This is a genomic window from Ruminococcus sp. B05, assembly GCF_003628495.1.
GTDB lineage: Bacteria > Bacillota > Clostridia > Lachnospirales > Lachnospiraceae > Schaedlerella > Schaedlerella hominis.
Genome location: NZ_RBZR01000009.1, coordinates 1 through 22,845, shown reverse-complemented (window position 1 = coordinate 22,845; position 22,845 = coordinate 1). Strand labels below are relative to the sequence as shown.

Here is a 22,845-nt window from a genome sequence, read left to right as displayed (position 1 = left end):
AAAAATTTTCAGTCACTAAAAACTTCCGCCACATCCGCCATGACTTGATCCAGACGAACTTGTATGTGTAGAACTTCCTGAAGAGCTGCTAGAATCCTCTTTTGGAAGAGCACGCTGAGTTACATATGTTCTTACCATCTGATCATGACTGTTATATACATTCAAGCTTCCTGCCACTGCATAATCAGAAGCTGTCTGTTTTTCACGAACTGTAGTGAGCTTTCCTTTTTCAATGCTACCCCATATAAATGCTAGTAAGAATGCCACTGCAACTGCTCCTATATACCATAGGATTGACAATGGTTCCTTTGGAAGATTTCCAGTATCATATGGCTCTCCAATTTCAGCCTGAGCCATAAAATCATCACACAAATCTGCAAATGTATTGAAAGCCTCTGCATAGTCGCCTTCGCTCAATGACGGCTTGAACTGTTCTTGCATGTAATTAAGACCTGCATCTGTGAATATGCTTATACATTCTCCACCGGTTGACATATGCCATTTACGGTCATCCATTGCAACCAACAGAAGAATTCCGCCACTCCTCCCACTTACTCCATATCCGTTCATGTCATAATAATCATCGGCGTATGCCTCTGCTGTTTTTCCCTCCAGTGAATTAACGGTGAGTACAACAACATCTTCACCCCAATAATCACTTATCGTACTTAATTTTGTTTCCAGTTCTTCCTGCTCTTCTTCACTCATCAAGTTTGCTTCGTCTTTTACATAATACATGTCATCTGTCGATTCTGCCTTTACTGCAATCGGCATCAGAAGCAGGAGCAGAGACAGAAATGAAAGCAATATTCTTTTTGTTCTTATTTTCATCATTCACCCCACCCCTTCCTTTAGAATAAAAGCCATAAAATTGCAAGGAAAACTACTGAAAAAATTCCGCCTCGCATCAACAATGTCAGTCGAAACGCTTTTTTATCTAACGGAAGATCTCCTGTCAGCTTACCCGTCTGTCCATTCATAGCAAATACAAATTTTTCATTACGCCAAGTTGTATTCAATATCCAAACCGGATACAATGCATACTGATAACTTGCTTCCGGAAATTGGAAATTCCCGCCCAACTGCTTCACACTTGCGTATCCTGTCACTGTTTTTCGTAAATTGTTTGATATTGCCTGTTTCATACGTTCTTCTGCACGCTGCATACGTTCTTCTTTATCTACGTCATAACGATCTGCAACATATCCTGCCAGATAAGCTGACTGAAATGGCACAGCATCTTGATAGTTAAATGGCTCTATAGATTCCATCAAGACGTCATCCATCTTTTTGGATGCATCTGCAGGAACATGGCTAAATGTCTCTGCTCCTCCACGTACAGCATTATATATTTCATGTTCCGTATATTCAGTATCACCATCATCCCAGATTTTGATATTCTCTGCTTCATATGTGATATCCGCCTGTACAGATGCATCAAAGAGCCAGAATGGAACATAAACACCTTTAATTTCGTCGATATGATTTTCGTCCTTAAATACTTTAGGCAAATATTTTTTACCTTTCAGATGTTTTATGTATGCTTCCTTTGCCGCCTTCTTATCTAATTTGAACGGGATTACGCAATCTGGTTTCAAATCCCCTGCGAAATTTCCTTTCATGACAATTTTATTATCACAGAATGGGCAAGTTGTTGCTCCTGTTGTTTTATCAGCAATTATCTCACCACCACAAGACTCACATACATAGACTGCCATGTTATCTGTCTCTCCATCCTGCCACTGATTATTTCCTCCCGATGACCACTGTGTATTTTCACTCTGCTGTACATTGCCAGTATTATCTTCATCCTTTTTCTGCATTGCTTCAAACTCTTCCACCGTCATTGTCGTATCACAATACGGACAATTCATTTTTTGAAGGGTACTGTCAAATTCCATTGCGCCTCCACATGCCGGACATTTATATTCTACAATACCTGACATCTAACCTCATCTCCTCTCTTATTTCTTTATCTTTTAAAATGTTTTTCTTCACTGCTATCCTGCTTTACTTCCTTCTCCTTCCCTTTTGTTATAGCATCTCTGTTATAATTATTATCACACCAACAAAGTTTTCTGACACTAGCACTTATGATAGGTATTTTTCCAAAAAATAAAGCAATGCAGAAAATCTGCAATGCTCTCATTATTTCAAAGTTGTAACTAGCAATTTACTTTCCAATGCCGCTGCAATCAAATCTTCTTTACAGGAATATCCTGCTTTTGAGATCATTTCCTGAAAGTTCCATCTAACGCCTGCCGTAGAACATCCCATCTTTTTCGCAATTTCCGAATATGACATACCTTTTATGTACAAACGTAGCATCTCTAACTGTCTTGGACTGATTTCATCACTCTGGATGCAATTTAACTGCACATCCGGAGAGATATCCGGAAACACTCTTTGTCCTTCTAATGTTCGTCGGATAACATCAAGAATTTCCTCGTCCCCATGATCTTTATACCAGAGACTGTCTGCATTCCCCGACTTTGCTCTTGCCAAAACTTCTGGGTCAATAAGTGAGGTAACGATCAATACTTTGATTTTCGGATGTGCTTCTTTAATTTCTTTACCGGCTTTAAGTCCATCATGGTTATGAAATGTCTGTACATCCATCAACACAAGATCTACTCTTGTTTTACTGCATATTTTTATTGCCTCATATGCATCTGCAATCGTCTGTACATGCTGAAATTCTTCTTTATTGTTCTCTATAAGATATTCAAAATATTTCTGCATGATTTTCTGATCTTCTACTATTAATACACGTATCATCTTTGCTTACCTGCTTTTCCCAGTCTATGTCTTATTCTTCTGTTTCCGAAAACGGTAGTTTTAAAACCAACAAAAACTCCGGCTCAAATTTTGTTGTCATTTCTCCTCCGTCTCTCTCAACAACTTCTCGCAAAGCAGAAAGACCACCGCCTTCTCTACTTCCTTCTTTCGGTCTTTCTCCGTCATTTGTAATGCAAACCTTCCACCCTTCACGGGTTTTATGACTTTGTACATACACTCTTCTTCCATGTGCATGCCGTATACAATTTGTAACACATTCACGAATTGCTTTATCCGTTATCAATGCGACTTGATGTTCATCGCAAAGCTCACCTTCAATCTCCACAGAAACCCCTAGTTTTTCCGCATGTTTTATTGATTCCTCATACTGTTTCTCCGTATCATCCTGCGTAATCCCGGACAATATATATACTGATTGTTTTAAGATTTCCAACTGATTTTTCATATAATCAGGTTCTTTATTACCTTCCAGCATACGTCGGATTGTAAGAAGACAACACCCCAAACTGTCATGCACCTGCATTTTCATTTTAAGAGTCTCCTGTTCACGAATACTTTCATCAATTTGCTCATACATTTTTTTCAATTTTTGATTTAATAATTCCAGCTTTTCATTCTTCATCCGAATTTTTTCACTGTTAAAATATATTTCGGTAACATCAAATGCCACTGTCTGAAGATACCCCTCAACTTCTTCCGCTAACATGTAGTTTTGAAACATCCACACTGTGCCATTTGGTAAATAAAGCACACCTTTTTCCGGACTGAGTCTGGTCACTCCTTGAACTGATTTATTTCCATCTAATACCTGCTTCAAATCTTCATAGTTCTGCAGTGGTGCCCCAGTCAGCATCCTGCTTAATTCTCTCATTTTTTTATTAGATAATACGACATGTCCACAGGAATCTGAAACACAGACCCCGCATGGAACATCATCCATTGTCTCTTTAACCGACCAGGCTGAAATATTTTTCCGACATGCGAGTATTTCATTTCTGACCAGCAGACACAGGTAGATAATCAACAAAGACATTCCTGTTAAAAATATCCATATTGGGATTTCCAACAAAAACGAAGGATGATTATTTTCACCAAGCTGATATCTATGGTCATTTAAGAAAAAACACATCAGCACAAAGGACATCAAAAACAGAATTCCTATTCTCATTATTTTTTTTAATCCAGCCGAACGTATTAATCTTGAGAAAAAAATCCACAGCTCCAAAACCAGACCTATTTCCATCAAAACCATCAATATATTATGTAGTTTTACACTATATGTCACATAACTATACATCCTGTTTTCTCCTATTATTTGCTCAGACTTTCACTGCTGCAAACCATTCATTCTCTGCTTCCTGCTCAATATAAAGCCCTGGATTCTTTTTCAACAATACTGATAAATCGCTCGGTCCTTTCACTGTCACCGCGATTTTAAGCTGTCCGTCAATCTCCGCAATACGTAGAAAAACGGATTGAAGTTCATCTATTAATTCTTCTATCACCCATTCAAAAAAATCATAACATTTTAAAATACTGTCATCCCCAAGCGATTTTATCGTTGGATCAATATAAAAGGTTCCTTTGATATCGCAAAGCTTTAAACTATCACACGACTCTGTCAGACTTCTTTTTAAATCTTCCGCCGTTAACTTTGCCTGTTTTTCTTTCTGCGACAAAATCAAATTCTTTCGACGCTTCATATATGTTCCGACTACCACAATTTTTCTGAGAAGCTTATCATAAATCTCTTCTGAATCTGTCTTCTGAAGCTCATCCAGATAATAATCTAATAAATAAATCTGATGCTTTGTCTGATTCTGTATTAAATTAAATAAACGATTCTTCTCTTCAATTGCTTTTTTCTTCGCTTTCTTTTCATATGCAATCTGTAATAACCGGTTTCTTTCAGTCAATTCCACTTGGAGCTCTTCTAATTCTTTATACTGATCCAATACCGGTGATATATCTTCCGCCCAAAATGCATGACCTCCCCGCAAAGAAATATGCTTAATCTGAATGCCGTGTTCCAGCATCAATGGTGCATATTTTGCGTCATGTCTCATCTGATCTGTAATATTAGGAAATTCTCCTGAACGATACCATACCTTCCATCTGTCATCTGTAATCTCTGCTGAAATTCCTCCTGCCGCCTGAAATAATTCCGTATACCGGGTATTTGTCTCAATTAATCCGCAGTAAATACAGCTTTGATAAATTGCTGACATCAACAGGCAGCAAACCACTGTCATGTCACCGAAATAATTCCTTATAACAGATATCCCAATAACATTACCAAAACTCCAGATAAGAAGCAAAGCTTCTGGAAAAAACGGAAGCCAGGCTCTTCTTTTGTTTGGAATTTTACTTTTTTTAATCAAAATCACTTCCATTGCAATCAGACAGGAAATTACCCAAATTTGGACAGCAAAGAAAACCGGGCCCTGCTGATACTTTGCATCTGAGAATGGCTTTTCGCCTGCAAAAGAAAATACAAGCTGATGAAAATCATTTGTAATAACTAAAAGAGCTAATAAAATTGCTGTAAGCACAAGAGCTAATGTGCGCACCCGTGTATTCTTCTCCTCCTCTTCTCCCATCAATATTGCTGCATTGAGTCCTAGCGTCGGAATCATCGTACATGGAATATAATACAAATACCAACACATTCTCCTACTAAATACTTCCATTAAAATATGATATTTTATACTTCGCAAAAAAATCCCAAAAACCATCAGGCAGGCAATCTCAACAAGACATCTTCTGATTTTGTAATTTACTACCCTCTTTTGCAAATAAATCCCCCATGCTATATATAAACCCAGATACAGACAGGTACAGCTCTGATCTAATATTATATTTTCGATATCCGATGTCTTTTTCACATAGCGGCAAAGCAATGCTGCCGCCACACATACGAAAACCGCTATGTAGGATACTCTTCTCTTTTTTGAATATGACATTCTATCACTTTCCCCAAATATATCACATTTCCAACTAATTTTTATAATTAACCTTATTTTTTCAGTTTTTTACTTTTTTCATAATCTTTTAGTTCATCTATCGCTTCATCTGCCAGTAAATATAAGAATACTACATTGAATATTGTCATTAACCCAATTCCGACATCCCCAAGATCCCATACAAATGTATATGCTGCAATACCTCCGATGAACAACATGATAAGTGCGAGTACTTTATAGGCTGTCTGCCAGCACCATTTATCCCCAAATAAATAGGCGACATTACTGCGGGCGTAAAACAGAATTCCGAGAAATGTTGAAAAGCTAAATAAAAATAATGTAACTGCGATAAATATAACTCCAAATCGCCCCATATGATATCCCATCGCTGTCTGTAGCAATTCCATTCCTGTCAATCCTTCTGTCAACTCCTGGGGAGCCAGAAGCATAATCATTGCTGTACATGTACAAATGATAATGGTATCCACAAATACACCAAGTGCCTGAACTAATCCTGCCTGTGCCGGTCTGTGGCAATCTGCTGCTGCAGCGGCACATGGAGCTGAACCGGAACCGGCTTCATTTGAGAACAATCCTCTTTTCACACCGTTCATAATAACTGCACCAATCCCTCCTGCCGCTGCCTGACGAAGTCCAAATGCTTCTTCAAATATTCTTGCAAATACTGCCGGAACATGTCCAATATTTGTTATGATAATAAATAATGTGATTGCAAAATAACATACTGCCATAACCGGGACTATAAAATCCAATACCTTAACCGTAGCATTTTTTCGTAATACAATTACCGCAGCTACCGCAACAAGAATAATTGTTGTATATAACGGCGGAATATCAAATGCATTCTGGAACGAAGAAGCTACTGAATTACTGATTACCTGACTGATTCCACACCAGCAGACCAGACCTGAAACAGCAAACATTACTGCCCAGATTACTTTTTTATGCTTCTTTCTTGTTTTCGCTTCTACACAATCATGGATATAATATGCCGGTCCTCCACGAAATCCGCCATACAATGGATCTTTCTGCTTATGCAGCTGTGCCAGCGTTGCCTCTGCAAATGCTGTACACGAACCAATCAAAGCCATAAGCCACATCCAGAATACGGCTCCTGCTCCTCCGACCGATATCGCCGCTACAACACCGACAAGATTTCCCATTCCTACTCTGGTTGCTGTAGATACCAGCAATGTCTGAAATGTCGATAAACTTGATTTTTCTTCTTTTTTCTCTACAAGAGCTCTCACCATATCCGGCATCAGTCGGATTGATAAAAATTTTGTGCGGATCGTAAAGTAAATCCCTGTCGGAATCAACAATATAATAAGTAATGAAATACCAATACTGCCTCCTCCGGGCAATGGAATGTGAAGCAAATCTCCCCACAAAAAACTATAGATTTTTTCAATTAAAGCAACTATCATTTTATTCTCCTCTGCCATGTTTTGCCAATTATTTTGACATCCATACCTTTCTTCACCGTTTCCCCTACGGATTCTTATTCATTATATCAACTTAACACATTAAACCGGTAAAATCAATCCATCCTTTTATTGATTTTTCTTATATTTTCTGATATTATGTTTTTTGTACGTTTCGCTGGTGAATTTTTACAAATCACAGCGATTTTTTATTTTTTTAACTCTGCTTAGCAGAATTTTGTTTCTATTTAGGAAGAGAGGATTTTTTATGTTACATACTATTGAAACTGTCAACTCTGCCGTAAACAACTTTATCTGGGGTGTTCCGGCTATGATCTGCATTATCGGTGTGGGTCTTTACCTAAGTATCCGAACCCGATTTTTACAGATTCGCAAATTTCCATATGCCATTAAAACAACAATTGGTCGTATCTTTCGGAAAAGAGATGCCGGTGATGGTGCGATCACGCCATTCCAGGCTGTCTGTACCGCACTTGCCGCCACTGTCGGAACCGGTAATATTGCCGGTGTCGCAGGTGCTATTGCAATCGGTGGTCCCGGAGCAGTCTTCTGGATGTGGATTTCCGCAATTCTCGGAATGTGTACAAAATTCGCCGAAGTAACACTGGCAGTCCATTTCCGTGAAACGAATGAAAACGGAGAACTTGTCGGCGGTCCTATGTACTATATCAAAAATGGTCTTGGCAAAAACTGGCAGTGGCTTGCCGTTTTGTTTTCAGCATTTGGAGTCCTTACCGTATTTGGAACCGGTAATGCGACGCAGGTCAACACAATTACGACTGCCATCGATTCTGCTCTGCTGAATTATCACATCATTTCACAAGATATGATTTCACAGGCAAACCTCATTCAAGGTATCATTCTTACGCTTTTAGTCGGAATGGTTCTTCTCGGCGGTGTAAAACGAATTGGAAAAGTAACCGAAAAACTTGTGCCATTTATGGCATTATTCTATATTCTCCTCGCCCTCGGCGTTATTTTCCTGAATATAGAAAATATCCCTGCTGTATTTGCTTCCATCTTTGAGGGGGCATTTAACCCACGCTCCGTAACAGGAGGAATCGTTGGAAGTGCATTTATGACATTGAAAAAAGGGGTTTCCCGCGGAATCTTCTCAAACGAAGCCGGACTTGGTACAGGTTCCATCGCACACGCTTGTGCAGACACTCAGAAACCCGTCAAACAAGGTTTCTTCGGAGTATTTGAAGTATTTACCGACACCATTGTCATTTGCACACTGACAGCACTTGTAATCCTTTGCAGCGGCGTACCGATTGCATATGGCGAGGCTGCCGGAGCAGAGCTTACAATCCTTGGATTCACATCCACATACGGAAACTGGGTATCTATATTTACGGCTGTTTCCATGTGCTGTTTTGCATTTTCTACAATTATCGGATGGGGATTATATGGAGCTCGCTGCATTGAATTTATTTTCTCTGCAAAGGTCATCAAACCTTTTATGATCGTATATTCTCTTGTTGCAATGATTGGTGCTACTATGGACCTTGGACTTGTATGGAATATCGCAGATACCTTCAATGGTCTGATGGCAATTCCAAACTTAATCGCACTGTTCTTGTTATCCGGAACGGTCTTCAAGCTTGTAAATGAATATAAAGAATTTGACTAAACATCACGAAAAGCCCTGTTAACATCCGTTAACAAGGGCTTTTCTCTTGCATTTTTTTACTTTTTCGAATCACATTCACAATCGTTCCAACCAGAAAGATTGCCAGGGCGATCATCCCTGCAATTTCCAATGTCTGTGCAAAGTAAAATGCACATTTCTCCTGATTTCCTGCTACCAGATAATAAACAATCCGATACATCCCCGCTCCCGGTACTGTCGGAAGTATTCCCGGAATAAGAAATATTGTAACCGGTGCGCGAAATCCTTTCGCAAAAATATGTGACAATATTGTAATTGCTAATGCGGAAAAAAATGCTGCAAGTACTGCATCTGTCTTGACAATATTAAGACAGAACAAATAAACAGTTCCTCCCACCGCTCCGATCACACCGGCTAAAGGAAGATATTTTTTCGGACATTCAATAATGATTGCGAAGCATACAATTGCAATAAATGATCCAATTGCGCCACCTAAAAGTCTCATCACAGAACAACACCTCCTGTCCCCATAATTCCGGTTGCCGCCATTGCCAGTGCAACTCCTAATGCCACAGATACCGCACACAGAAATGCTTCCAGAATCCTTGCACAACCTGACAAATAGTCCCCCTGAAGGGTGTCACGTATTGCAGTTGTGATCGCAACTCCCGGAACAAGTGGCATAATACCACTGATGATTACCGTATCCATATTCATAGCTGGAAACTGCCTCTTCAAAAAAATAGCCATCAGTGCCAATCCAAAAGATGACAAAACATCTTGTATAAACCCTTGTATCTTTAATTTCTTTCCTATTGTCACAATTAGTGCAAGCACTGCCCCTGCCGCGGATGCACCGGCCACCTCCAGCCATCCTCCGTTAAATAATGGAGCAAATCCTCCGCAAATACAGACTGTCGCAATATTATATATAGCTCTTCGATACTGTTTTGTTTCAATCTGCTGCAATTCCTTGTAAGCTTCTTCCAGTGAGATTTTCCCCTCACAAAATCGTCTGGAAATATCATTTGCGATAGCGATCCGATTCAAATTATTTCCTCTGGATTCCACTCTCCGAATTACTGTGATCGTTTCCATATCCGGATTATCTATCGTTGCCACAATTCCAGTCATCAACACGATCGTATCTACATTTTCCACATGAGCCATATTCAGGATATGGCGGATCGTATCCTCTACACGATACGCTTCCGCTCCACTTTTCAACATAATCTCCCCTGCAAGAATTGCTGTATTCATCAACAACTTATAATCCATTTTCGTTCCTCATCTTATATTTTACGGAGTGAATGTCCCACACTCACTCCGTCTTTTACTTTCTTATTCTGTTCTGTCCTTCTCCACAGACGTTGCACAGTATATTACCCATGCAAGAAATACAATTGCAAATATCATCCAGCCAACAAAAATTCCTGTTCCCATATCTTTAAATTTATCATAATACCCCTTCAGATAAATAACAATGATAATTGCCGGAATTCCATAGTTTACATAACCACGAAGTGTTTTTGGAAACTTCATACCACTTCCTGTATTAACCTCTTTAATAAATGCATCCCATCCCCAGCCGTTCTTTCTTGTACAGAATAATACATAGCCAAGACTTCCCAGTGGAAGCAGATTATTAGATACAATAAAATCTTCCAGGTCCATGATTGTGCTTCCCTCACCAAGAAGCTGCACACCTGACCAGACATTAAATCCAAGCACACATGGAATACTTAAAATGATAATCAACGCTGCACATACAAGCACGCTCTTCTTTCTTCTCCAGCCAAGCAGTTCCATATTGAACATAACCAGATTTTCAAACACAGCAATGATTGTTGACAATGCTGCAAATGTCAGGAATAAGAAGAATAAGAATGCCCAGATTCTTCCGCCACTCATCTGTGCAAAAATATTTGGCAATGTTATAAAGATAAGACTCGGACCTGCTCCCGGCTCGATTCCGTATGCAAAACATGCCGGAATGATAATAAATCCTGCTGTCAGGGCAACAAATGTATCAAGAAGCATAATATTTACTGCCTCACCGGTCAGACTTCTGGACTGATCCAGATAACTTCCAAAGATCAACATCGCACCAATACCGATCGATAATGTGAAAAACGCCTGGCTCAATGCTGCAAATACCACATTACCGATTCCGCTTTCCACCATCTTATGGAAATCAGGGATTAAATAAAAACGAATTCCCTCTCCGGCACCTGCCATTGTTACAGAACGAATGGCAAGAACTACCATAATCAGAATCAACGCCGTCATCATCACTTTTGTAACACGCTCAATCCCATTATTTAACCCAAACATACATACTGCAAAGCCAATCACACAAATCAGAATTGTCCAGAACAACATCGTCGGTACATCTGTAAGCATCTGAGAAAATTGTGTTGAAATATTATCAGAAGATGCATTCACAAAACTGCCTCGAATCCCCTTGTAACAATAATACATCAACCATCCGCCAACAGTTGTATAGAACATCATCAACATATAACATCCGATGATTCCAATAAATTTTAATGGGGTCCATTTCCCATTTTTCGACTGTAGTTCATCAAAACTAAGTGCAACACTCTTTCGACTGCCTCTTCCGACCGCAAATTCACATACCAGTACCGGAATTCCCAAAATAATTAAAAACAACAAATATATTAAAATAAATGCCGCCCCTCCATATGCACCGCAAATGTAAGGGAATTTCCAGACATTACCGATTCCGATAGCACATCCGGCAGACACCAGAATAAATCCCAATCGGGAACCAAATGACTCTCTTTTCATATATACCTCCAAAAACTCTCAAATGTTTTCATGCTTTACCAGTTTAACACAAAAACAGCAGAAATTTCAATGCTATGCTGTTTTTATACCGCATATCTTTGAAATCTCTGCTGTTTTTTAATTCAATTCTTGAAATAAACCTTTTAATGTCGGGTAAATCTGTCTGAATTTCTGATAACGCTCTTCATATTTTGCTACCAGTTCTGCATCCGGTTCCACCGTATCTACAATTTTCACAAGCTTCTCTGTTGCTTCTTCAACGCTTGCAAATTCTTTGCAGCCTACCGCTGCCAAAATCGCTCCGCCATATCCAGGACCTTCTTCGCTTTCAATGACATCCACCTTCAAATTCATTACATTTGCAACAATCTTTTTCCAAAGTGGGCTCTTTGCTCCGCCTCCGCAAATTTTTGTACGCTCAATCTGGATTCCAAGACTTCTTGCCACTTCCAAAGAATCACGTAACCCAAATGCAACACCTTCCAGAACTGCCTGTGTCATATCCTCTCTTGTTGTATCCATTGTCATTCCTATAAATGTTGCTCTTGCCTTTGGATCATTGTGCGGTGAACGCTCTCCCATCAAATATGGAAGATAAAACACCTTGTTTTCTCCAAGTTTACGAATCTGTTCCTGCTCTTTAGCATATTCTTTTGTCTTCAGAATTTCATCCATCCACCATTTATTACAAGATGCTGCGCTTAACATACATCCCATCAAATGATAGTAACCATCTGCATGGTCGAATGAATGTAAGGCGTTATGTTCATCTACCCCAAATTTCTTGCTGGAAATAAAAATGGTTCCTGATGTTCCAAGAGAAATGTTACATCTTCCTTCTCCAACCGTTCCTGTTCCAACCGCCGCTGCTGCATTATCTCCTGCTCCTGCAATCACTTTCACACTCGTCAAAATTCCAAGCTCTTCTGCAACCTCCGGTTTCACATTTCCGACCACTTCATAACTCTCATACAGTGTCGGAAGCTGTTCCTCTTTTACATTACAGATTTCCAACATCTCTTTTGACCAGCATTTATGCTCTACATCAAGTAACAACATACCGGATGCATCCGAATAATCCGTGCAGTGAACACCGCTTAACACATATGCAAGATAATCTTTTGGTAACATAATCTTGTTGATCTTTGCAAAATTCTCCGGTTCCTGTTCTTTCAGCCAAAGAATCTTCGGTGCTGTAAATCCTGCAAATGCAATGTTTGCCGTATATTTTGAAAGCTTATCCTTTCCGATCACTTCGTTCAGATAATCTGTTTCTTTTGTTGTTCTCCCATCATTCCATAAAATTGCCGGACGGATCACTTCATCATTCTCATCTAACACAACCAGTCCGTGCATCTGTCCGCCAAAGCTGATTCCTGCAATCTGGCTCTTGTCCGCGTCTGCGATCAATTCTTTGATCCCTGCCAGTGACTGCTCTTTCCAGTCCTGCGGATTCTGTTCCGACCAGCCCGGATGCGGAAAACTAAGCGGATATTCTTTTGAAACAATATTATGAATTTTTCCCTTTTCATCCATCAACAATAACTTTACTGCCGATGTACCAAGATCTACTCCTATATATAACATAATCTAAAAATCCTTTCTTTACCTAAACGCTTAGCAAGGGCTTTTCGAGCTTAGCGTTTAGGTATACCTCGGTATCAGACGAGGGCTTTTCGAGTCGATGTCTGAGCGTGTTTCCGCACCATTTATCTCCTATGCCCAAGGATTCTCTGTTGGGTAGCGTACTCCTGCCGGCTGGTTATATCCGATTTCTTCTACCGGCACACCAATATATTTGAATACTTCAAATAATGCTTTTCCGTAGTTACCGAATGCAACTGCTCCGTGATGTGGGAAATTCTTCTCAATCAATACATGACGATAAAATCTTCCCATTTCCGGAATCGCAAATACACCGATTGCTCCAAACGAACGGCTTGCTACCGGAAGTACTTCACCTTGAGCTATGTATGCACGAAGTTTGTTGTCTGATGTACTCTGCAGGCGATAGAATGTAATATTTCCAGGCACAATATCTCCTTCCAGTGTTCCCTGTGTCACTTCTTCCGGCAATGCTCTTGCCATAATAAGCTGATATCTCATTTCACAGAACGATAATTTACTTGATGCTGTGTTTCCACAATGGAATCCCATAAATGTATCTTTGTGTGTGTAAGGGAATTTTCCTTCAATATCTTCTTTGTACATATCTGCCGGCACGTTGTTGTTAATATCAAGCAATGTAACTGTGTCCTGACTTACAACGGTTCCTATGAATTCGCTCAATGCTCCGTAAATATCAACCTCGCAGGATACAGGGATTCCCTGTGCTGTCAAACGGCTGTTTACATAACATGGTACAAAACCAAACTGTGTCTGGAATGCAGGCCAGCATTTTCCTGCAATCGCAACATATTTACGATATCCTCTGTGTTCCTTAATCCAGTCTTTTAATGTCAATTCATACTGTGCAAGCTTTGGAAGAACTTCCGGTTTTTTATTACCTTCTCCAAGCTCTTCTTCCATCTCTTTTACGATTGCAGGGATTCTCTCATCTCCTTCGTGTTTGTTGAATGCCTCAAACAAATCAAGTTCTGAATTTTCTTCAATCTCAACACCAAGATTATATAACTGCTGGATTGGAGCATTACATGCAAGGAAATTCAGTGGACGTGGTCCAAAGCTGATAATCTTCAAATCATTTAATCCGATGATTGCACGTGCGATTGGACGGAATTCAGCAATCATATCAGCACACTCTTCTGCTGTTCCGATTGGATACTCCGGAATATATGCTTTGATATTTCTCAATTTCAAATTATAACTTGCATTGAGCATTCCACAGTAAGCATCTCCTCTTCCCTGAATCAGATTGTCTCCTGTCTCCTCTGCTGCTGCAACAAACATCTTTGGTCCTTCAAAATGTTTTGCAAGTAATGTCTCTGCGATCTCCGGTCCAAAGTTTCCAAGATATACAACCAACGCATTACATCCTTGTGCTTTAATATCTTCCAATGCCTGTACCATATGGATTTCACTCTCTACGATGCAGATTGGACATTCGTAAATGTCAGCCTCTCCATATTTTGCTTTATACGCATTCATAAGTGCTGCTCTTCTGTTTACGGATAAGCTCTCCGGGAAACAATCTCTACTTACTGCTACAACTCCGATTTTCAATTCTGGCATATTACTCATCTTTTATACCAACCTTTCTTTTTGTTTTATATCTGTTATATTTTCTCATTATTTTCGTTTCTGGTTTTATTCGCCATACAAATAGCCGGCGGTTTTCCACACACTCCGTGAATCTCAAATAAGTTATTCACTTACAATGTGATATTTTCACCTTGTAATCCACAAAATGCACCTTCGATTCCAGCTTCTTCATGTGCAATCAGCCATTTATTCTTTGCCGTGATCAACTTATCTTCTCCGTTCTCTCCGATAGGAAATGTAAGCTCTGTATTCGTTCCAGCCGGAAGAACTACCACACAGCGGAATCCTCCTTCTACTGCCGTACATGGTGCATAATGCAATGTTGTTGCATACATTTCCACTACTGTCCCAGCCGGAACATAAAATGCTTCTACAAGAGAAGTATCATATGTAAAATCCTCTTTTACATCCTGCTGTGAACCAAGCAATAAAATCATATCTGTAACTGCAATATTAATCTCTGATGAGCGGTGATACTCCAATGCATTTAACTTGTTATTATCGCCGTTGCAATACCCTATCTGAATCGGCAGTCCACCGTAAGCACGATTCTGGAATGCTTCTGCTTCCGGAAGTGCTTCCATCTCTTCTACGGATGGCACATAAATGACATCTTTCGGAAGTGGGGTATGCTCCATTTCTTTTAAGATCCTGTCGATTGAATACCCTTCCAGAACCCGTCCATATTTTCCAAATGACGCATCTGTAATTTTCTGTATCTCCATGATTTTGGTTCCTCCTTACCTAAACGCTTTGCGAGGTCTTTTCGAAACCTAAACGCTTTGCGATCTCCTGTACTTTCAATATAACAAGATTTTGCAGCTTCTTCGACCAAATACTTATCCAATATATGGCACTTTTTTGTCTTTTTTGTGTTTCAGACACGATATTGTCCATGCGTAAAATTGCTATTTAGTTCACGACAATTCCAAGCAAGAAAAAGACTATGCACTCCTGCTCAGCTTCGTCGGGCAAGCCCGACTCCAATTCGCTGGATTGCATAGTCTTTTTCTTGCTTTGTGGTGTATCGTGGTTTAAATAGATGGAGCGATGATGGATTTACTTTTCTGGGATATGAGGATACTTCCCCAATATCCTTTAAGTTACTATTTACTTCACAACTTGAGTCAATACATTACTTGCAAAAAAATTGATATAAGAAATTCGAGCGAATATGAAATGGGCGCTGGTGACACTTAGAGCGTAAATTTTTGCGTTAATAAATTTGAACGAACATGTTTGAAGCTGCGTAGCAGCAAGTTTGAGTTCAAATTCATTTGCTTTTAGCAAAAATTTACGCTCTTATGTGTCTCCCGCTCATAGAATCTGAGCAAGAATTCTTATATTAATTTTTTGCAAGGAACGTATTGTCACCCAGTAAACTAAATAGCAATTCCACACAAGACCCCTATAGCCCCCTCACTCACGAATCCTCTCGAAATCCTGCCCTGCGATACTCACTCGGCAGCACTCCATACTTCTTCCGAAACACCTTCGATAACGCCTTACTATTCGGGAACCCATTATTTAGCGCAATCTCACTAATCGTATGCTCCGTGTTCGTCAGCTCCTGATATGCATACTGCACCCGGATACTCTGCAGATAACTCTTATAATTGATTCCTGCATATTTCTGGAACATTCTTGACAAATAAGTCGGCGAATAACCAAAGATTTCGGCCAGTGTTTCCAATGAAAATTCTTCTGTATAATGATCTTTTATGTATGCAGTGATGGTTGATAATCGTGTCAGTTTCTTGTTTCGCTTTAACATGTCCTGGTCGACATCCAGCTCACGATATTTTGTAACTAACAAATAGAGAAGCATGTAATAATAGCTTTTCACCTTCATCTCATATCCACTTTGTTTGCCAAGATATGCGTCGTACATTTTCCAGATCAACTCCATGACCTTCTCATCTTGCACGGTAGAATCATGTGTAAAGCGAATGAACTGCTCGCCTGTAAAATAATCTTCAAAAGTTTTTAATGGCATTTGAAGAACAACTGTCTGATTCTTCTCTTGCGCATCAATAGAATGTATCTCATTAGAATTGACAAGCATGAATTCTCCAGCCTCAAGTGGATGTTTCTCTTGATTGATATAAAAAGTTAATCCACCCTCATATACTGCAAATATCTCAATCGAGCGATGCCAATGTTTATCTCTGAAATAATTTCCCTGACTTCCTTCAAATAAAAACATTTTAAATGGTAAATCTTCATTTGGTACAATCAATTCATGACTATACTTTTCCATATTATTCAAACTTATCTACCTTCTTTTTTCTGCCATATCATTTCCTGTGTTTCTAATTTAAGAAGTTCTGTATAATAACATTTTCAGCCTCTTCTTCTGTAAGGCCAAGTGTACGCAATTTTAACAGCTGCTCATCATTGATTCGGCCGATTGCCGCCTCATGGATAATCGCTGCATTCAGGTTGCGTGCTCTGATCTCTGGAATTGATCCGACTTCTGCATCATCCATAATAATAGAGTCACACTGGATATGTGCCTGACATTTATTATTTCCAACAGCCTTTGGATGAAATGTCTGGACAGATCTGCCTTTTCCAACTGAACGGGAAATAATCTGTGCGGAACTGTCTTCTCCGTTTAATCTCACTTCTATATTCGATTCTGCTGTCTGCTCTCCTTCTGTCATAAGACGTTCTGTCACATACAACTTTGCGTCTTTTTCCATTTCCACCATTGTCTCGCGAACTGTCGAATCAACGCCTTTTATCTGGGCTGTATCCAATGTAAATACAGAATTTTCTCCTATATAAATATTAGTAACAGGATTTAAAACTTTTCCTCCCGTACCATTTCCCTCACCATAATGCTTTTCCTCATATCGTACATTTGCATTCTTTCCAACATGGAATGTATGGATTCCGTCATGGCGGCTCTCATTACATCCGCTATTGTGGATTCCGCATCCTGCTACGATCGACACATCTGCACCGTCTTCGATATAAAAATCATTATATACAAGATCTGTCATTCCAGATACACTGACAACAACAGGTATATAAACTACCTCGCCTTTTGTTTCTCCATCGATATAAATGTTTATTCCCGGTTTATCCTCTTTCTTTTTTATCTTAATATGTTCGCTGTCTCCATGACATATTGATGTTCCGTTTTGACGCAGATTGAAAGCTCCGCTTTGACTAAACTTGTTATCGTTAATAACATTCAATACTTCTTCTGTAACCTGATCTAACTTTACCATCCGTCTATGCTCTCCTTTCTCTGTTTTCTGCACAGTTATGACACTTTTGAACTCCGTTCAGATACGGAAGAACATCTTCTCTTTTGCCTATTTTTTTAATCTCTCCATCGTCGATGATCATAATACGGTCTGCCATATCAATGATTTTTTCCTGATGTGAGATTACGATCAGACTCTGCTTCTTTTCTTTATGCATCTCTTCGAATTTCTGTATTAACATTGAAAAGCTCCACAAATCTATTCCTGCTTCCGGCTCATCGAAAATACATAATTCATGGTCTTTTGCCAGCACCGATGCAATCTCGATTCGCTTCATCTCTCCACCAGAAAGAGTCCCGTCTATCTGACGCTCTACATACTCTTCTGCACATAATCCTACTGCAGTAAGCAAATCACAGCATTCATCAATTGACAGACTTCTTCCTGCTGCCAATGTAAGAAGCTTGGAAACAGGCATTCCTTTGAATCTTGGTGGCTGCTGGAATGCATATCCGATTCCTGCATTTGCCCGATGATTAATATCATAATCTGTAATATCCTGCTCATTCAGCATGATTTTTCCACTATCTGCCTTTTCAATTCCTATCAATGTTTTCGCCAACGTAGATTTTCCACCACCATTTGGTCCGGTAATCACTAACATCTCCCCATCATCTACATGAAATGAAATATCATTGAGAAGACATTTTCGACTCCCATTATCATTTACATATAATGTTAAATTTTCTGCTTTTAACACTTTCCTCACCTCGTATAATTTTATTTAGGAAAACACTTTCCTGATATATAAAAAAAGCCTGAGAAACTTAGCATTTCCAGGCTTTATAGATAAAAGGCACAGATCGGATTTGAACCGATGAATCAGGGTGTTGCAGACCCACGCCTTACCACTTGGCTACTGCGCCTCACTATATAGATATGGTATCCATAACTGTTTTATATTATACCAAGTATTTTTAGTGGAGTCAAATAAATTTTTGTTTTATTTTGCAGGAAATTTTCTCTTTTGCACAAAATCTTCTCAGAAAAAAGAAAAAATGCCGCTCTTTTTACAGAACAGCATCTCCTCTTTCATTTACCAGTTGATAACCTACAGATTCTATCCTCTTATCCAGACACTCTCTGCATTCTGCTGCCTCTTCTCCGGTGCAGATCTTGTTATCATATAAATCATATTGTTTTCTTGTCTTTAGGGGCGACAAATTTGGCATTACAACATTTGCTCCTGCCAAGAGTCCCTTTTCTCTTCCTTGCGGATCCATTGTTCCAAGAGCTGTCGTTGCCGGAAGCAATACTGTCGGCAGTAAAATACGAATTACAGACAGTAAAAATAATGTTTCCTCCACACTTCCCGCTGATTTTTCAGCAAAACAGGTGTCATGATGCGGAATAAACGGACCGATGCCTACCATCTGTGGCTGTAACTCCTGCAAAAATAATAAATCTTCTGCCAAAGTTTCCACGCTCTGTCCCGGAGAGCCTACCATAAATCCTGCTCCCACCTGGTATCCTAATTTCTTCAAATCATACAAACATTGTTTTCTATTTGCAAGACTCATCTCTGCCGGATGCAATACTTCATAATGTTGTTCATCCGCAGTCTCATGACGAAGCAGGTAGCGGTCCGCCCCTGCTTCTTTATAAGCTTTATAACTTTCATAAGATTTTTCTCCTACTGAAAGTGTTACTGCACATTCCGGATATAAGGTCTTGATTCTGCGAATAATCTCCACCAGTTTTGCGTCCGTGTACCAGACATCTTCCCCGCCTTGCAGAACAAATGTCCGAAAGCCTAATTCATAACCATTCTCACAGCATGCCAGGATATCCTCCTGCGATAAACGAAATCGTTTTGCATTTTTATTACTTCTTCGAATCCCACAATAGTAACAATCGTTTTTACAATGGTTTGTAAATTCAATCAGCCCTCTTGTAAATACCTTCGTTCCATAATAGTGTTTTCTTAACCTGATGGCCTCTTCTTTTAGAAGCTCTCGGATATCCGGATCATCCTGCTGTTTTAAAATTTCTATAAACTCTTCTTTTGTTAATTTTTGACGCTGGATTAATTTATCTACCGCCTTCATATTTCCCCCAAATTTTTATCTATTCTTATTGAACTGCTTTAAATGCCTCATCCAAATCCTGAAGAATATCATCAATATTTTCCGTACCGATTGAAAGACGAATTGTGTTTGGTTTGATTCCCTGGTCAAGCAATTCCTCTTCTGTGCACTGGCTGTGTGTTGTTGTCGCAGGATGGATAACAAGTGATTTCACATCTGCCACATTTGCCAGCAATGAGAACAATTCCAGATTATCAATAAATTCCTGAGCTTTTGCTGCATCTCCTTTAATTTCAAATGTGAAGATAGAACCTCCACCATTTGGGAAATATTTCTTATAAAGCTCCTGCTGTTTTGGATCTGGATCTACAGATGGATGATGTACCCTCTCTACCTGTGGATGATTATTCAGATACTCAACAACTTTCAGTGCATTTTCTACATGACGCTCTACACGAAGTGAAAGTGTCTCAAGTCCCTGAAGGAAAATGAATGAGCTGATTGGAGAAATTGTTGCTCCTGTATCTCTTAAGAGGATTGCTCTGATTTTTGTAACAAATGCAGCTGGTCCGCAAGCTTTTGTAAAGCTGATTCCATGATAGCTTGGGTTTGGCTCTGTCAGTGATGGGAATTTTCCTGAAGCCTCCCAGTCAAATTTACCACCTTCAATGATAACTCCACCGATTGTTGTTCCGTGTCCACCGATAAATTTTGTTGCTGAATGAACTACGATATCTGCACCGTACTCAATTGGTCTTACAAGGTAAGGTGTTGCAAAAGTATTGTCTACAACAAGTGGAATTTTATGTTTATGTGCAATATTTGCAACTGCTTCAATATCAACTACATCTGAATTTGGATTTCCAAGAGTCTCAATGTAAATTGCTTTTGTATTCTCCTGAATCGCATTTTCAACCTCTTCCAGATTAAAAATGTCAACAAATGTTGTCGTAATTCCATAATTTGGAAGTGTATGCTCAAGAAGGTTAAATGAACCTCCGTAGATATTTTTAGCAGATACGATATGATCTCCCTGCTGAGCAAGATTTTCAATTGTATATGTAATCGCTGCTGCTCCTGATGCTACTGCAAGGGCTGCTGTACCACCTTCCAATGCTGCAATTCTCTTCTCAAATACATCTTCTGTAGGGTTTGTCAGACGTCCGTAAATATTTCCGGCATCTTTTAACCCAAAACGATCTGCTGCATGCTGGCTGTTACGAAATACATATGATGATGTCTGATAAATCGGTACTGCTCTTGCATCTGTAACCGGATCTGGAGTTTCCTGTCCTACGTGTAACTGTAATGTTTCGAATTTAAAATTTCTCTGATCTCTTGTAATTTTTGCCATGGTTCCATATCTCCTTTGCCTGTGCTGCTTTTTGGGTTCAAGTTTTTATTAGTCTATAAATAACGGAGTTGAATAATATCTGTCTCCACTATCCGGTAACAATGCTACGATTGTTTTTCCTTTATTTTCCGGACGTTTTGCAAGTTCGATTGCTCCTTTAAGGGCTGCTCCTGAAGAAATACCTACCAGAATTCCTTCTGATTTTCCAAACTGTTTTGATGTTGCAAATGCATCATCATTTTCAATTATGATAATCTCATCATACACTTTTGTATTTAATACATCCGGTACAAATCCGGCTCCAATTCCCTGAATCTTATGAGCTCCTGCTTTTCCTTCTGAAAGAACCGGTGATGTTGCTGGCTCAATTGCTACAACTTTCACATCTGCTTTCTGAGATTTCAAATATTCACCAACACCTGTCAGTGTTCCGCCTGTACCGACACCTGCCACAAAAATGTCTACTTCACCGTCTGTGTCGTTCCAAATCTCTGGTCCTGTAGTCGCTCTATGTGCTGCCGGATTGGCTGCATTTACAAACTGTCCCGGAATAAAGCTGTTCGGAATTTCTTTTGCAAGCTCATTTGCTTTCGCGATTGCACCTTTCATTCCCTGTGAGCCTTCTGTCAGAACCACCTCAGCTCCATATGCTTTCAAAATATTGCGTCGTTCCACACTCATTGTCTCTGGCATAGTAAGAATCATTCGATATCCTTTTACTGCTGCGATAGATGCAAGTCCGATTCCTGTGTTTCCTGAAGTTGGCTCAATAATAACAGAACCTTCTTTTAAAATTCCTTTTTCCTCTGCATCCTCGATCATCGCTTTCGCAATTCTGTCCTTTACACTTCCTGCCGGATTCAGGTATTCAAGCTTTACAAGAACTCTCGCTTCCAATCCTAACTCTTTTTCAATGTTCGTTACCTCTACAAGCGGTGTGTTTCCTATTAATTCCAATGTATTTTTATAAATATTTGCCATTTTACGATTCCTACCTTTCCTATCCAATTAGTATGTTTAACGCGTTAAAGTTATTATATTCTTGTTTTACCTATTTGTCAAGTAGGTTTTTATGTTTTTTTGTTTTTGCTAAGGGAGCCAATTGGGGGAGAGTGCCATTCGGGGACGGAGTTTAGTGGCTTTTTTACGAATAAAAAAGCCACTAAACTCTGATCTGATTCCTGTCAAGTAGACAAGTTAAATAACTAAAATAAAGTGCTGATGAACGATCGTACGAAATGCGCGGTCGTTTTTCTATGCACACCATTTTTCTTTATATTTCTCAATTCGTTTGTTACGTGGAATTAAATATT

Annotated in this window: 19 protein-coding genes and 1 tRNA gene; 1 reads left to right on the top strand and 19 read right to left on the bottom strand. The window is 39.4% G+C overall.

From position 1 onward, the window contains the following. Positions 1 to 15: 15 nt before the first annotated feature. The 6 genes from D8Q48_RS08390 to D8Q48_RS08365 form a co-directional block, all read right to left on the bottom strand. Positions 16 to 834, bottom strand: coding sequence for a TPM domain-containing protein (locus D8Q48_RS08390; RefSeq protein WP_121056218.1), 819 nt, complete (start codon positions 832 to 834; stop codon positions 16 to 18). A gap of 17 nt (positions 835 to 851) precedes the next feature. After that, positions 852 to 1,946: a hypothetical protein gene (locus tag D8Q48_RS08385; protein WP_121056216.1), complete on the bottom strand. Its 1,095-nt coding sequence runs from the start codon at positions 1,944 to 1,946 to the stop codon at positions 852 to 854. A gap of 202 nt (positions 1,947 to 2,148) precedes the next feature. After that, positions 2,149 to 2,778, bottom strand: a complete 630-nt coding sequence (locus D8Q48_RS08380; protein ID WP_121056214.1) for a response regulator transcription factor — start codon at positions 2,776 to 2,778, stop codon at positions 2,149 to 2,151. 31 nt (positions 2,779 to 2,809) lie between these two features. Further along, positions 2,810 to 4,096 carry an ATP-binding protein gene (locus D8Q48_RS08375; RefSeq protein WP_121056212.1) on the bottom strand — a complete coding sequence of 429 codons (1,287 nt, stop codon included), beginning with the start codon at positions 4,094 to 4,096 and terminating at the stop codon, positions 2,810 to 2,812. Between the two features lie 22 nt (positions 4,097 to 4,118). Further along, on the bottom strand, positions 4,119 to 5,762 hold the full coding sequence (locus D8Q48_RS08370; protein ID WP_121056210.1) for a histidine kinase N-terminal 7TM domain-containing protein: 1,644 nt from the start codon (positions 5,760 to 5,762) through the stop codon (positions 4,119 to 4,121). Positions 5,763 to 5,815: 53 nt separating this feature from the next. After that, complete coding sequence (locus D8Q48_RS08365) at positions 5,816 to 7,210, bottom strand: alanine/glycine:cation symporter family protein (RefSeq protein WP_121056208.1); 1,395 nt, start codon at positions 7,208 to 7,210, stop codon at positions 5,816 to 5,818. Positions 7,211 to 7,475: 265 nt separating this feature from the next. Between D8Q48_RS08365 and D8Q48_RS08360 the strand changes: the two genes are divergently transcribed. After that, positions 7,476 to 8,861, top strand: coding sequence for a sodium:alanine symporter family protein (locus D8Q48_RS08360; protein ID WP_121056206.1), 1,386 nt, complete (start codon positions 7,476 to 7,478; stop codon positions 8,859 to 8,861). A 28-nt stretch (positions 8,862 to 8,889) separates the two neighbouring features. Here the strand turns inward: D8Q48_RS08360 and D8Q48_RS08355 are convergent, their stop codons facing one another. The 13 genes from D8Q48_RS08355 to cysK all read right to left on the bottom strand — a co-directional run bounded on the left by D8Q48_RS08355 (position 8,890) and on the right by cysK (position 22,513). After that, positions 8,890 to 9,345, bottom strand: a complete 456-nt coding sequence (locus tag D8Q48_RS08355; protein WP_118687907.1) for a threonine/serine exporter family protein — start codon at positions 9,343 to 9,345, stop codon at positions 8,890 to 8,892. Next, complete coding sequence (locus D8Q48_RS08350) at positions 9,345 to 10,118, bottom strand: threonine/serine exporter family protein (protein WP_117990012.1); 774 nt, start codon at positions 10,116 to 10,118, stop codon at positions 9,345 to 9,347. The genes D8Q48_RS08355 and D8Q48_RS08350 overlap by 1 nt, the downstream gene beginning before the upstream one ends. Before the next feature lie 63 nt (positions 10,119 to 10,181). Next, a complete protein-coding gene (locus D8Q48_RS08345; RefSeq protein ID WP_117990011.1) occupies positions 10,182 to 11,651 on the bottom strand; it encodes a sodium-dependent transporter in 1,470 nt (489 codons plus the stop codon). A gap of 117 nt (positions 11,652 to 11,768) precedes the next feature. After that, a complete protein-coding gene (xylB, locus tag D8Q48_RS08340; protein WP_121056204.1) occupies positions 11,769 to 13,238 on the bottom strand; it encodes a xylulokinase in 1,470 nt (489 codons plus the stop codon). A 129-nt stretch (positions 13,239 to 13,367) separates the two neighbouring features. Beyond that, a complete protein-coding gene (locus D8Q48_RS08335) occupies positions 13,368 to 14,852 on the bottom strand; it encodes an L-fucose/L-arabinose isomerase family protein (protein ID WP_117990009.1) in 1,485 nt (494 codons plus the stop codon). A 131-nt stretch (positions 14,853 to 14,983) separates the two neighbouring features. Beyond that, positions 14,984 to 15,598, bottom strand: coding sequence for a DUF4867 family protein (locus D8Q48_RS08330; RefSeq protein WP_121056202.1), 615 nt, complete (start codon positions 15,596 to 15,598; stop codon positions 14,984 to 14,986). A gap of 698 nt (positions 15,599 to 16,296) precedes the next feature. Then, entirely contained in the window at positions 16,297 to 17,133 is an 837-nt protein-coding gene (locus tag D8Q48_RS08325; RefSeq protein ID WP_121056294.1) for an AraC family transcriptional regulator, read from the bottom strand. Positions 17,134 to 17,185: 52 nt separating this feature from the next. Then, entirely contained in the window at positions 17,186 to 18,112 is a 927-nt protein-coding gene (locus tag D8Q48_RS08320) for a SufD family Fe-S cluster assembly protein (RefSeq protein ID WP_118724093.1), read from the bottom strand. 4 nt (positions 18,113 to 18,116) lie between these two features. Beyond that, entirely contained in the window at positions 18,117 to 18,851 is a 735-nt protein-coding gene (locus tag D8Q48_RS08315) for an ATP-binding cassette domain-containing protein (RefSeq protein ID WP_022074940.1), read from the bottom strand. A 94-nt stretch (positions 18,852 to 18,945) separates the two neighbouring features. Further along, a tRNA-Cys gene (locus D8Q48_RS08310) sits at positions 18,946 to 19,017 on the bottom strand. A 144-nt stretch (positions 19,018 to 19,161) separates the two neighbouring features. After that, positions 19,162 to 20,199: a [FeFe] hydrogenase H-cluster radical SAM maturase HydE gene (hydE, locus tag D8Q48_RS08305; protein ID WP_121056200.1), complete on the bottom strand. Its 1,038-nt coding sequence runs from the start codon at positions 20,197 to 20,199 to the stop codon at positions 19,162 to 19,164. 25 nt (positions 20,200 to 20,224) lie between these two features. Further along, positions 20,225 to 21,532, bottom strand: a complete 1,308-nt coding sequence (locus D8Q48_RS08300; protein ID WP_121056198.1) for an O-acetylhomoserine aminocarboxypropyltransferase/cysteine synthase family protein — start codon at positions 21,530 to 21,532, stop codon at positions 20,225 to 20,227. Between the two features lie 48 nt (positions 21,533 to 21,580). Further along, on the bottom strand, positions 21,581 to 22,513 hold the full coding sequence (gene cysK / locus D8Q48_RS08295) for a cysteine synthase A (protein ID WP_121056196.1): 933 nt from the start codon (positions 22,511 to 22,513) through the stop codon (positions 21,581 to 21,583). Positions 22,514 to 22,845 lie beyond the last annotated feature (332 nt).